This window comes from Pseudooceanicola sp. NS-SX8 (assembly GCF_057380755.1).
The window spans coordinates 4050076-4063442 of the sequence record NZ_CM170819.1; the positions used below are offsets into that span (position 1 = coordinate 4050076).

9 protein-coding genes are annotated in these 13367 nt (G+C 66.1%); 2 read left to right on the forward strand and 7 right to left on the reverse strand.

All coding sequences use genetic code 11. From position 1 onward, the window contains the following. Window positions 1-25: 25 nt before the first annotated feature. The 4 genes from lysA to argH are packed head-to-tail and all read right to left on the reverse strand — an operon-like array spanning window position 26 to window position 3198. On the reverse strand, window positions 26-1291 hold the full coding sequence (gene lysA, locus AC2IR1_RS18525; RefSeq protein WP_486473450.1) for a diaminopimelate decarboxylase: 1266 nt from the start codon (window positions 1289-1291) through the stop codon (window positions 26-28). A gap of 56 nt (window positions 1292-1347) precedes the next feature. Then, entirely contained in the window at window positions 1348-1662 is a 315-nt protein-coding gene (locus AC2IR1_RS18530; protein WP_486473451.1) for a DUF2834 domain-containing protein, read from the reverse strand. A gap of 4 nt (window positions 1663-1666) precedes the next feature. Then, window positions 1667-1828: a hypothetical protein gene (locus tag AC2IR1_RS18535; protein WP_486473452.1), complete on the reverse strand. Its 162-nt coding sequence runs from the start codon at window positions 1826-1828 to the stop codon at window positions 1667-1669. After that, complete coding sequence (gene argH, locus AC2IR1_RS18540; RefSeq protein ID WP_486473453.1) at window positions 1807-3198, reverse strand: argininosuccinate lyase; 1392 nt, start codon at window positions 3196-3198, stop codon at window positions 1807-1809. The genes AC2IR1_RS18535 and argH overlap by 22 nt, the downstream gene beginning before the upstream one ends. A gap of 21 nt (window positions 3199-3219) precedes the next feature. Between argH and AC2IR1_RS18545 the strand changes: the two genes are divergently transcribed. Then, window positions 3220-3843, forward strand: coding sequence for a TlpA disulfide reductase family protein (locus tag AC2IR1_RS18545; RefSeq protein WP_486473454.1), 624 nt, complete (start codon window positions 3220-3222; stop codon window positions 3841-3843). Here AC2IR1_RS18545 and AC2IR1_RS18550 read toward each other — a convergent pair. From AC2IR1_RS18550 to AC2IR1_RS18560, 3 genes are all read right to left on the reverse strand, one after another. Continuing rightward, window positions 3804-4679 carry a transglutaminase family protein gene (locus AC2IR1_RS18550; RefSeq protein WP_486473455.1) on the reverse strand — a complete coding sequence of 292 codons (876 nt, stop codon included), beginning with the start codon at window positions 4677-4679 and terminating at the stop codon, window positions 3804-3806. The genes AC2IR1_RS18545 and AC2IR1_RS18550 overlap by 40 nt on opposite strands. Before the next feature lie 3 nt (window positions 4680-4682). Next, window positions 4683-7160: a circularly permuted type 2 ATP-grasp protein gene (locus AC2IR1_RS18555; protein ID WP_486473456.1), complete on the reverse strand. Its 2478-nt coding sequence runs from the start codon at window positions 7158-7160 to the stop codon at window positions 4683-4685. Window positions 7161-7354: 194 nt separating this feature from the next. Then, window positions 7355-10777, reverse strand: coding sequence for a transglutaminase family protein (locus tag AC2IR1_RS18560; RefSeq protein ID WP_486473457.1), 3423 nt, complete (start codon window positions 10775-10777; stop codon window positions 7355-7357). Window positions 10778-11011: 234 nt separating this feature from the next. On the opposite strand from AC2IR1_RS18560, the gene AC2IR1_RS18565 reads away from it, so the two are divergent. Then, entirely contained in the window at window positions 11012-13363 is a 2352-nt protein-coding gene (locus AC2IR1_RS18565; RefSeq protein ID WP_486473458.1) for a Tex family protein, read from the forward strand. The last annotated feature ends 4 nt before the right edge of the window (window positions 13364-13367 follow it).

Sequence of the window (13367 nt, forward strand, 5' to 3'; positions counted from 1 at the left end):
CCGTCAGGGCAGCGCGGGTGTCGCGCTACATCCACTCGGGTAGCGTATCGCGGTTAATGATTTCCTCATAGGAGGGTCTGCCACGGATGACAGCGAATTGATGCCCATGCACCAGAACTTCGGGCACGAGGGGGCGGGTATTGTATTCGCTGGCCATGACGGCGCCGTAGGCCCCGGCGGAACGGAAGGCCACCAGATCGCCCGATGCAAGCGGCGGCAGGTTGCGCCCCTTTGCGAAGGTATCGCCGGATTCGCACACCGGCCCCACGATGTCGTAGGGCGTCTGTTCCACGCCCGGCGCGGCCTCCACCACGGGCACGATGTCATGATGGGCATCGTACATGGCCGGGCGGATCAGGTCGTTCATCGCCCCGTCGAGGATCAGGAAATCCCGGCCCTCGCCATGTTTCAGGTAGATCACCTTCGACAGCAGGATCCCCGCGTTGCCCGCAATCAGGCGCCCCGGTTCGATCTCGATCTCGCAGCCGGTGTCGCCCAGCACTTCCTTCACCAGCGCACCGTATTCCAGCGGCAGCGGCGGGGCCGAATTGCCACGGTCGTAGGGAATGCCCAGCCCGCCGCCCAGGTCGAGGCGGATGATGTCGTGGCCGTCGGCCCGCAGCGCTTCGGTCAGTTCCTTCACCTTGGTGAAGGCCTGGCGGTAGGGTTCAAGGTCGGTCAGCTGGGAGCCGATGTGGACGTCGATGCCGACGGCCTTCAGCCCCGGCAGCTCCGCGATGCGGGCATAGACCTCCCGCGCGCGGGTGATCGGAATGCCGAACTTGTTCTCGGACTTGCCGGTCGCGATCTTGGCATGGGTCTTGGCGTCGACGTCCGGATTCACGCGGACGGTCACCGGGGCGACCAGGCCGAGGGACAGGGCGACCTCGTTCAGGACCTCCATCTCCGGCTCGGATTCGAGGTTGAACTGGCGCACCCCGCCCGTCAGGGCGGCCTTCATCTCTTCCGCGGTCTTGCCAACGCCGGAGAAGACGATCTTTTCCCCGGGCACGCCTGCGGCGACCGCGCGGGCGTATTCCCCGCCCGACACGACGTCCATCCCCGCGCCCAGAGACGCCATGAGTTTCAGGATGGCCTGGTTCGACGCCGCCTTCATGGCGTAGCAGACCAGGTGATCCATGCCCGCAAGCGCCTCGTCGAAGAGCGTGAAGTGACGGGTCAGCGTCGCGGTGGAATAAATGTAGCACGGCGTCCCGACCTGGGCCGCGATCTCGGCCACGGGGACATCCTCGGCGTGCAGCACGCCGTCACGGTAGAGAAAGTGATCCATGGAACCTCCGTCTGGTCGGGTCGCGGGGCCGCCGGGAGGGCGGGTGAACCCCTCGCTTACAACGGGCGCGAGCGGAGGAAAAGGTAGAGCGGCAAGCCGCAGCTGACGCCGATGCAAAAGGTGGCCGGAATGGCGATGAGACCAAGCCGGTCGCGACGCGCCCGGCAGTCGGCAACAACCCAGACCGTCAGCGCCACCGCAGAGATGACCAGATCCCAGAAGAGCGCAGCACTGGCCCAGCCGGAGCGCCATGCGGCAATCAACCCCGGCAGGGTCACGGCGTTTTCCGCGAACCAGGCAAAGATGAGCCCCAGCGGATGAACCGCCCCCCAGATCGCAAGTAACAGGTACAGGATCCGGAGCGGCGTCATCGTGTCAAACCTCGGTGTCCGAGGACGCCGGGGTCGCGGCTCCGGCCTCATCGCCGGTGGCCCCTGTCGCCCCCGGGGCAACGGGATAGCCATCGACACCGCAGCCTGCCAGCACGGCCAGCAGGGCCGCGGCGGCCATTAGTTTCAGTCCAGACGTGCTTTCCATGCGGCCACCTGTTCGCGTACCTGTGCGGGCGCCGTGCCCCCGTAAGACATACGGGAGGCGACCGAGTTGTGCACCCCCAGAACCGAATAGACTTCCTGATTGATGCGCGGTTCGACCTCGTGCATCTCTGCCATCGACAGGTCCTGCAGATCGCAGCCCTTGGCCTCTGCCTTGGCAACCAGGGAGCCGGTGACGTGGTGCGCATCGCGGAAGGGCATGCCCAGCACGCGGACCAGCCAGTCGGCCAGATCCGTCGCGGTGGAGAACCCGGCGCCAGCGGCGGCTTCCAGCGCCGGCACGTTGGCCTTCATGTCGCCGACCATGCCGGTCATTGCGGCCAGCGCCAGCATCAGGTTGTCGGCGGCGTCGAAGACCTGCTCCTTGTCTTCCTGCATGTCCTTGGAATAGGCCAGCGGCAGGCCCTTCATGATGGTCATCAGCGCCACGTTCGCCCCGAAGATCCGGCCGATCTTGGCGCGGATCAGCTCTGCCGCATCGGGGTTCTTCTTCTGCGGCATGATCGAGGAACCGGTGGAGAAGCGGTCCGACAGCGCCACGAAGCGGAACTGGGCAGAGGACCAGATCACGAGTTCTTCTGCAAAACGAGACAGGTGCATGGCACAGATCGAGGCAGCACCGAGGAATTCCAGCGCGAAGTCGCGATCAGAAACCGCGTCGAGAGAGTTCGACATCGGACGGTCGAAGCCCAGGGCCTTTGCCGTCATGTCGCGGTTCAGCGGGAAGGAGGTCCCGGCAAGCGCTGCGGCCCCCAGGGGCGACTCGTTCATCCGGGCGCGGGCGTCGGTGAAACGCCCCAGATCGCGGGAGAACATTTCGACATAGGCCATCATGTGATGGCCCCAGGTCACGGGCTGGGCCGTCTGCAGGTGGGTGAAACCGGGCATGACCCATTCCGCGCCTTCCTCGGCCTGGGCCAGCAGCTTGCCGATCAGCGCCTTCAGGCCGCCGATGGCCGCATCGGCCTGGTCGCGCACCCAGAGCCGGAAATCGGTCGCCACCTGGTCATTGCGGGACCGGCCGGTGTGCAGGCGTCCCGCGGGTTCGCCGATGATTTCCTTCAGACGCGCCTCCACGTTCATGTGGATGTCTTCCAGCGCGGTGGAGAATTCGAAATTGCCGGACTCGATCTCTGACAAAACGGTGAGCAGGCCTTCCCGAATGGCCTCTGCATCTTTATCGGTGATGATGCCCTGTGCTGCCAGCATCGCCGCATGGGCGCGCGAGCCTTCGATGTCCTGTCGGGCAAGGCGCTTGTCGAACCCGATCGAGGCATTGATCGCCTCCATGATCGCATCGGGGCCTTCGGCGAAACGTCCGCCCCACATCTGGTTCGCTTGGCTGTCGGTCATCGGGGACACCTCGGAGGAAAGATGAAAAAGCTGCTATCCGCGCTCGTTTATACAGGGTTCATGCTGGGTGCAATCTCCGCGCCGGCCATGGCGGCCCCTGAAGGCCTAGATGAGCTCCTGACCGGTGACATGCGCAAGCTTCAGGTGCTGGATACGCCCAAGCCCCTGGATACCACCATCGAATGGGTCGATGCGGACGGCAGTCCGGTCGGCCTGCCCGACTACGAAGGCAAGTGGATTGTCCTGAATTTCTGGGCCGTCTGGTGCGCGCCCTGCCGGGAGGAGATGCCGACGCTGGTCGCGCTGCAACACGGTCGCAACGCCGACGACTTCGCCGTGGTCACCCTGGCGTCCGGCCCCAATGCGCCAGAGAAGGTCGCCCAGTTCCTGGAAGAGGCGAATGCGACGACCCTGCCCCACTACCGCGACCCCAAGAGCGCGCAGGCCCGTGCCAGTGCCGTCTTCGGCCTGCCGGTGACGCTGATCGTCGATCCTCATGGCAACGAAGTTGCCCGGCTTGTCGGTGGCGCCGACTGGTATTCGGAAGAGGCCCGCAACGTGCTTGAATTCTTCCTGAACCAGCCGGGTGACTGCGATGACCCGGCTCAGGCGGCGACGACGTCCACCCCCTGCGAGGTGCGCTGACCGCCCGCCAGCCGCATGGAGCCCTTGACCGGCGCCACGTCGAAATAGTCCCGCCCCTTCGCGATCACGATGTGATCGGTACCGGCGAGCATGTCATTGGTCGGGTCGAATTCGACCCAGCCCATGTCCTTGCCGCACCAGGCGCGTACCCAGGCATGCATCGCGTCGGCCCCTTCCAGCCGCTGTTGCCCTTCGGGTGGCAGCGTGCGCAGAAAGCCCGAGACATAGCCCGCCGGAATCCCAAGCGCCCGCAGCGCGCAGATCTGGATATGCGTGAAATCCTGGCAGACGCCCCGGCGCCCCTCGAAGGCTTCGGCCAGCGGGGTGTCCACCATCGTGGCCGTGGAATCGAAGGTCATGTCCCGATGCAGGGCCGAGGTGACTGCCATCGCCTTGGCAAATACCGTTTCGACCCCTGCTGTCACCTCCCGAGCCCAGGCAGCGATGCCATCGTGACGCGGCACCCGGGGAGAGGGGGGCAGAAAGGTCTGCGGGGCATCGCCCGCGACGGAAGGGCGGAGCCCGATTTCCCGCGCAAGCCCGGAAACGTTGGGAGAAACATCAAGACCGGGGTCTGCCGCGAAACGCTCCACCTGTGCCTCCAGCAGGAACTCCGTCGAGGGCTGCGGATCGCGGTAGCCGACCTCGGTGCAGGTATTTCCGAAAAAGTCGACGCGGGTCAGTTGCTCTGCCGGGACGGGCCGGCATGACAGGCGCGCGTTCCGCACCGCCTGCACACCCGCGATATCCGCCGGAGAGACCCGGAGCAGCGTACGGCCCACATCTGCCGGGCTATCATAGTCGTAACGAATGCGCAGGCGAACCGAGTAGAGCATGGCTTACCTCAGGTAGGTATCGGACAGCAGACCGGAGAAACCGGCAGTCGCGGCGGAGATCTCCGCCAGGCGTTCGTTCGGGATGTCCTCGGCCTGGGTGGTCGCAAGTTCCGTCTGCAGTTTCAGCACCTCGCGCCGGATCGGCGTCAGCTTTCCCGACAGGTCGTGGGTGAGCTTTTCCAGGAAATCGAGGTGGCCCAGGATCTCCACCAGCTGGGCGAGGACGGAACGTGGGTAGTTTTCGTCAAGCAGGAGCAGGTCCAGCACCGTTTCGCGCGTGAAGGCTGCCGAAAAGCGCATGCGGTGGGTCATGATCGCATCCCCCACCTCTATCGCGATCTCGTAAGTCCCCCAGGGCCGGTCGGGACGGGCAAAATGCAGCAGCAGGTTGGAGGTGGCCCAGGCACGTTCGATCGCGCGCCCGAGGGCCAGGAAATGCCAGCCGGTGGCGTGGTACATGTTCTCGTGCACGAGGCCCGAGAAGCCGGAGATCTTGCGCAGCAGAACGGACAGCGCGCGCGCCGCGTCATCCCCCGGTTTCAGGCGGGGAGCAAGACGCCCGGCCGTGCGCCGCAGATCCGTGAGAGCGTTCCAGCCGTCGGTGGAGAAGCGGTCCCGAATGCGGCCCGCGCTGCCCATGGCCGCGTCCAGATCCTCCATCAGGCCGGGCGGCAGCGGCTGCGCGGGATCGACGCCGAGGGTCTGCAGGTACTGGCCAAGGTGGGTCACCAGCGGCAGATCATCGCGACCGTTTTCGGCAAGCCGCAGGTGATAGGCCCGTTGCAGGCGGATCTTGTGTTCGACCCTGTCGGAATAGCGCCCCAGCCAGAACAGGTTGTCAGCCGCCCGGGTCGGCAGTGCCGCAAGCTGCGGAAGCGAGGGCCGCTTGCCGGTGCTGGAGGACAGCAGCGTATCATCGGTGTGCGGCGCCTTGCCGACGACCCAGACATCGCAGACCGACCCGCCCCGCTGCATGGAGATATCGGCCGAGGTTTCCGAATGCCCGATGCGGGCGAACCCGCCGGGCATCACCTGCCAGCCCTGGGATGTACGGGCCAGGATCACCCGCATGGAGCAGGGCCGGGCGACCAGCTTGCCATCGTCGAGAGCCGGCGCCGTGGAAAGGCGCACGATTTCCTGGGCCGCCAGGCTGCCGGCCTCTGCATCTATGCGCGCAGGATCGAAGGGCGCCCCGGCCATCGTCTTGCCCGCGATCACCACGTCATCGGAATGGTCGAAGGGAAGGCTGGTGGACAAGGCCCTGTCGATGGTCATCCGCGCCGCGTTCTGCTTCACGTAGTTGCGTGCGCTTGCGGCGCCGCACCACCAGGTGGCGATGTTTGGCAGGGCCAGGTCCCGCCCAAGCAGGCGCCGGGCAATCGCGGGAACGAAGGCCATCAGCGCCCGGGTTTCCAGAACGCCCGACCCCGGCGCGTTGATCATCGTCAGCTGGCCGGACCGCATCGCGGACAACAGGCCTGCGGTCCCGATCTGGCTGTCCTCGCGCAGTTCGAGCGGATCGAGCCAGGCGGAGTCGAGCCTGCGCCAGAGAACCGAAATCGGCCGCAGGCCCCCGACGGTATGCACCATCAGCTTGCCGTCACGCACCACCAGGTCTTCGCCCTGCACCAGCAGGAAGCCCAGGTAGCGGGCGATGTAGGAGTGTTCGAAATAGGTGTCGTTCATCGGCCCCGGGGTCAGGATCGACACACGACTGTCGTCCTCGGTCCGGAGGGCGAGAAGGGCATCGCGGAAGGCACGGAAGAACCCGGCGAGGCGCGCCACGTTGCTTTGCGCCATCAGCGCCGGAAAGCTGCGGGCGGTGGCCATGCGCGTTTCCAGCGCAAAACCCGCACCCGACGGCGCCTGCGCCCGATCCCCCAGCACCCACCAATGGCCTTCGGGACCGCGGCCGATGTCGAAGGCCAGCATATGAAGGAAATGCCCGTCGCGGGGCTGCACCCCGACCATCGGGCGCAGCCATTCGGGATTGGCCGTCAGCAGCTCGGGCGGCAAGAGCCCGTCCGCCACCAGCTGGTTGGCCCCGTAGACATCCGCCATGATCCGTTCGAGAAGATCGGCACGTTCCACCAGGCCGGTTGCGATGTCCTGCCACTCGGCCTCGTCGATCAGCAGCGGCAGGTGCGACAGCGGCCACTCCCTCTCTTCCTGGCTGTCGGGGCCGTAGTGGCGAAAGAAAACCCCCGCATCGCTGAGGTACTGGCTGCCACGGGCGCAGGCCAGGTCGAGCTCCTGCCGCGGCATCGCCGCGAGCTTTCCCAGGAACGCCTTCCAGACCGGACGAACCGCCCCCGTCGCATCCAGCAGCTCGTCGGGGACCTGATCAAATGGACGGTAGTCGGAAAGCAGGGCCGAAAGAGGATCTGCAAAGGGCGCAGCCGGGCGGGCGCCCTGCGTCTGCGCGCCGGCTCCTTGCGACTGCACCTGTGCGCCTTGCTGCTGTTCGGCCGGATCCGACATCACTTCACTCCCCGGTCGGCAGTGTCGCATTGCCCGAGACAGGGCACAACAGCACAGAGCGAGGCCATTTCACCGCTCCGTTTCGGGCCCGTCTTCAGTTGGCCCGTCTTCAGCTGGCCTGCCTTCATCTGACCAGTCATGCGAGATCCTTCCGAAAGCCGCCCGGGCGGGGATCGCCCGGGGCCTGGATCTCTCTAGATGCCCGGACCGCGCCGCAAATCAAGGGTCATCGGGAATTCGCGATGCGGAATTTCCATCTTCGGCAGGTAGGCCCCCGGGTTGTGGCCAAAGGGTTCGAACCGCGCCAGGCGACGCGCCTCGGCCTCGTTGGAGTTCACGGGGAAAGTGTCGTAGTTGCGTCCGCCCGGGTGGGAGACGTGATAGGTGCACCCGCCGATCGCCCGACCCGACCAGGTGTCGAAGACATCCAGCGTCAGCGGAGCGTGAACCGGAATGACCGGGTGCATCGCCTCGGGCGGCTGCCAGGCCTTGTAGCGGACACCGGCGACCGCGACACCCGAATCCTCGGTCTTCGTCAGCGGCAGCCGGCGACCGTTGCAGGTGACGGCATAGCGGCCCGGATCGGCGGTGGTCAGTTTCACCTGCAGCCGTTCGGTCGAACTGTCGGTGTAGCGCACGGTCCCACCGATGGCGCCGGTTTCTCCCATAACGTGCCACGGTTCCAGCGCCTGGCGGAGTTCCAGGTGGACGCCCTCGTATTCGACCTCGCCGCAGAAGGGGAAGCGGAATTCCTGCTGTGCGACATACCAGTCGGGCCGGAAATCGAAACCATGGCGGCGCAGGTCGCCCAGCACATCCATGAAATCGGCCCAGACGAAGTGCGGCAGCATGAAGCGATCATGCAGCGTGGTGCCCCAGCGGGTGAACTCGCCCCCCTGCGGTGCATTCCAGTAGCGCACCAGCAGGGCACGGATCAGCAGCTGCTGGGCCAGCGACATCCGGGGATCCGGCGGCATCTCGAAACCGCGGAATTCGACAAGGCCGAGGCGGCCCGTGGGGCCGTCGGGCGAAAAGAGCTTGTCGATGCAGATCTCGGCGCGGTGGGTGTTGCCCGTCACGTCCACCAGCAGGTTGCGCAACAGCCGGTCGGTCAGCCAGGGCAGCGGTTGCAGCCCCTGCCCCGGTGCCGGGATCTGGGACAGCGCGATTTCCAGCTCGTAGAGGTTGTCGGCCCGCCCCTCGTCGACACGGGGCGCCTGGGAGGTCGGGCCGATGAAGAGACCGGAGAAGAGGTAGGACATGGACGGATGCCGCTGCCAGTGCAGCACCAGGGACTTGAGCAGGTCCGGGCGGCGCAGGAAGGGGCTGTCGTTGGTCGAGGCGCCACCGACGACGACGTGGTTGCCGCCGCCCGTGCCCGTGTGCTTTCCGTCGATCATGAACTTGTCGGCCCCAAGCCGGGTCAGCCGCGCCTCTTCATAGACACCTTCGGTGATCGAACGGCATTCGTCCCAGTTCGAGGCAGGGTGGATGTTCACCTCGACCACGCCAGGATCAGGGGCGACGCGGATCACGTTGATGCGCGGATCGTGAGGCGGGGCATAGCCCTCGATATGGACGGGAAGCCCGATGGCCTCTGCCGCGTCTTCGGCGGCGGAGAGCAGCTCCAGGTAGTCCTCTATCGTGGTGACCGGCGGCATGAAGACGCAAAGCCGGCCATCGCGCGGTTCGGCCGCCAGGGCGGTCCGCACGAAGCCCCCGATCGATTCGCCGACGAACTCCTGCTCGCGGACATCCTGGGTCTCCGCATCGGCGCGGAAGGAGGCGCGCGCCTGGTTCTTCTCGACGACCTCGTCCTTCGCTTCCAGCTTGGCCTGGATCGCCGCGCGCGCCTCTGCCCGCGCCTCCGCGCCGGAGGGGTGGCCGGTCCGCCGCGGGCGGCGTTCGAATTCGGGCAGGTCGCCGCGTTCGACCGTCGGGTCCGCGGGGTTGATGTAGGGATATTGAGCGGGCGCCACCCAGGGGAGCGAGTTCAGCGGCATCCGGTAGCCCACGGGGCTGTCACCGGGCACGAGGAAGAGATGGCCGCGCCGGAACTGCCAGAGTTCCGTCTGCCAGCGCCCCGAAGACGACCGCCCCTGCCAGCGCTGGATGGGAAGAACATACCCCGAAGCCTTGGTCAGGCCGCGTTCGAAAACCCGGGCGAGACGGTTCCGTTCCTCGGCGTCCTTAAGCTTGGAATTGGTCGGGCTGACATTGTCCGGAAGCTGGGCTTCCTTCAGGATCCATTCCGCCGGGTCTTCGTAGGCCGCCTGGACGCAACCGTCATCGACCCCAAGCGCCGCCGCCATTTCCTGCAGGAATTCCTGCGCCTTCTCTGGCGGAACATCCTGCTTGTCCTTTTCCTTCGCGATCAGGTCCGCATTCTTCCAGACCGGTTTCCCGTCCTTTCGCCAGTAGAGGGAGAAGGTCCAGCGCGGCAGGGTTTCCCCCGGATACCACTTGCCCTGGCCATAGTGCAGGAAGCCACCGGGTGCGAAGCGATCCCTGAGCCGGCGGATCAGCCCGTCGGCCATGCCACGTTTCATCGGCCCGACGGCTGCGGTGTTCCACTCGTCACTTTCGAAATCGTCGATGGAGACGAAGGTCGGCTCGCCGCCCATGGTCAGGCGCATGTCGGCCGCCGCGATCGCCTGATCGACCTTCCCGCCCAGGTCGTTCAGCGCGTCCCATGCCTCTTCCGAGAAGGGTTTGGAAATCCGCGGATGTTCGGCCACGCGGGTAACCGTCATGTCGAAGTCGAAATCGACCTCGGGCGGGCCGTCGGAGGTAAAACCGCCGGAGATCGGCGCCGCGTTGGAGAAGTGCGGAGTTGCAGCCAGCGGGATGTGGCTTTCCCCCGTCAGCAGGCCGGAGGTCGGATCCAGTCCGATCCAGCCGGCGCCGGGCAGGTAGACCTCGCACCAGGCGTGCAGGTCGGTGAAGTCGTGATCGGTGCCCGAAGGACCGTCCAACGCCTCCAGGTCCGGTTTAAGCTGAATCAGGTAACCGGACACGAAGCGGGCGGCGAAACCAAGGTGGCGCAGGATGTTGATCAGCAACCAGGAGGTATCGCGGCAGGAGCCCTTGCCGACCTTGAAGGTTTCCTCTGGTGCCTGGACCCCCGGTTCCATCCGGATGACGTAGCCGATCATGTTGGCCAGGTGGGCGTTGAGCCCGACCAGCATGTCGACAGTCCGCTGCTCCTTCCGGTCGATGGTCGACAGGAATTCCTTCATCCGCTTGCCCGCACGGATCGGCTTTCGGTAGATCTTCAGGTCTTCCGCGATCTCGGCCGGGTATTCGAAGGGCCAGGCTTCTGCCACCTCCTCGACGAAGAAGTCGAAGGGGTTGTACACGGACATGTCGGCAACGAGGTCGACCTCGATCTTGAACTCGCGCACGGGCTCCGGAAAGACGAAGCGGGCCTGCCAGTTTCCGTAGGCGTCCTGCTGGTGATTCACGAAGTGCTTGGTCGGCGAGACCTTGAGGGAGTGAGAGATCACCCGCGTTCGAGAATGCGGCGCCGGGCGCAGCCGGATGATCTGTGGGCCAAGGGTGACCGGCCGGTCGTACTGGTAATGGGTCAGGTGATGAATGGCCGCCTTGATCGACATGTGTCCGCCTTCTGGCAATTGAGATCCGTGGTTGCCTCACGCTTCCATGCTTTGCCGTTCCGTTGCAAATATTAGTGTCGGCGGGCGCAAATAGCCGCCATCAGCGTGTCTTTGCTGCCCGCTGGCGCAGCAGGCGGGGCGCCGCCCGAGGTTCGGGCCCGGCGCGGCTTCCCCCTTGGCGCCCCCTGCCCTGGGGGCTAGAAGGAATGTCCCGAACAGGAGAGGTCCCCAGCCGTGAGTTCCACCGTGCAAAACGACACCGCACCCCGCATCGCCCGCCGCATCGCGGGAGAGATCAACGCCCGGCCGGAACAGGTGACCGCCGCGGTGACCCTGCTGGACGAAGGTGCGACCGTGCCCTTCGTGGCGCGTTACCGGAAGGAAGTCACCGGCGGGCTGGACGATACCCAGCTGCGAAACCTGGCGGATCGGCTGGCCTACCTGCGGGAACTCGAAGACCGCCGCGCTGCCATCGTCAAGTCCATCGACAGCCAGGAGAAGATGACCGACGAGCTGGCCCTGTCGATCGCGAAGGCGGAAACCAAGGCAGAGCTGGAAGACATCTACCTGCCCTACAAGCCCAAGCGCCGCACCAAGGCGATGATCGCGCGCGAACGCGGGCTGGAGCCCCTGGCCGAAGCGATCCTGGCGGATCATTCGCAAGATCCCGCCAAGCTGGCCGAAGGCTATCTGGGCGAGGAAGTGCCCGACGCCAAGGCCGCGCTGGACGGGGCGCGCGACATCCTGACGGAACGGCTGGCCGAAGACGCGGACCTGCTTGGCTCTCTGCGGACCTTCATGCAGCGCGAGGCGGTGCTCTCGGCCAAGGTCGTGACCGGCAAGGAACAGGAAGGCGCCAAGTTCTCCGACTACTTCGATCATTCCGAGGGCTGGGCGAAAGTGCCCTCTCACCGGGCGCTGGCGATGCTGCGCGCGTCGAACGAAGGTGTGGTGACGCTGGAAATCGCGCCGCCGGAAGAGGCAGCAGACCGGCCGCTGGACATGATCGGCGCCAAGCTGGGCGCCGGCGGCACGGGGCCGGGCGATGCCTGGCTGCGCAAGGTCGCGGGCTGGACCTGGCGGGTGAAGCTGTCTCTTTCGATGACGCTGGACCTGCTGTCGGAGATGCGCACCCGCGCCCATGACGAGGCCATCGCGGTCTTTGCCCGCAACCTCAAGGACCTGCTGCTGGCCGCGCCTGCCGGGTCGAAGGCGACGCTTGGCCTCGATCCGGGGATCCGCACCGGGGTGAAGGCCGCCGTGGTCGATGCCACGGGCAAGCTGCTGGCGACCGATACGCTTTACCCCTTCCAGCCCAAGAACGACGTGCGCGGCGCGCAACAGGCCATCATGGCCCTGATCGCCAAGCATGGGGTGGAACTGATCGCCATCGGCAACGGCACCGCCAGCCGCGAGACCGAGAAGCTGGTGGCGGATACGCTGAAGATGATCCCCGACAGCGTGAAGAAACCCACCAAGGTGGTGGTGAGCGAGGCTGGCGCCTCGGTCTATTCCGCCTCGGAACTGGCGGCGAAGGAATTTCCCGGGCTCGACGTCAGCCTGCGCGGCGCAGTGTCGATCGCGCGGCGCCTGCAGGATCCGCTGGCCGAACTGGTGAAGATCGAACCGAAGAGCATCGGCGTCGGCCAGTACCAGCACGACGTGGACCAGCACCGTCTGTCGAAGTCGCTGGAAGCGGTGGTCGAGGATGCGGTGAACGCCGTGGGCGTGGACCTCAACACCGCCTCCGCCCCGCTTCTGTCGCATGTGTCGGGGCTGGGCATCGGCCTCGCGGAAAGCATCGTGTCGCACCGCGAGATGAAGGGCGCATTCCGCTCCCGGAAGGAGTTGCTGGACGTGGCGCGCCTCGGCCCCCGCGCCTTCGAGCAATGCGCGGGCTTCCTGCGCATCCGCGAGGGGGATGAACCGCTGGATGCGTCGTCAGTCCACCCCGAAGCCTATGACGTGGCACGCAAGATCGTCTCTGCCTGCGGGCGTGACCTGCGCCAGATCATGGGCAACGACCAGGCGCTGAAGGGCCTGCGGGCGGAGCAGTTCGTCGATGACCGCTTCGGCCTGCCCACGGTGCGCGACATCCTGTCGGAGCTGGAAAAGCCCGGTCGCGACCCGCGCCCCAGCTTCAAGACCGCCACCTTCACCGACGGGGTGGAAGAGATCACAGACCTCAGGCCCGGCATGGTGCTGGAAGGCACGGTGACCAACGTCGCGGCCTTCGGTGCCTTCGTCGATATCGGCGTGCACCAGGACGGGCTGGTCCATGTCAGCCAGCTGGCCGACCGGTTCGTGAAGGACCCGCATGAGGTGGTGAAGGCCGGCGACGTGGTGAAGGTCACGGTGACCGAGGTCGACGTGCCCCGCAAACGTATCGGTCTGACCATGAAGAAGGACGGCGGCGCCTCTGCCAAGGATGCCAGACGGGAACGCGACAGCGGGTTCCGGAATGGTCCGAAGGGTGGCAAACCGACGCGTGGCGGCCACGGCAGCGGGGCGAAGAACACCGGCGGGCGCAGCGATGCGCCGGGTGCCTTCGGCGCAGCCCTGCTCGACGCGATGAAGAAGAAATGAGCCG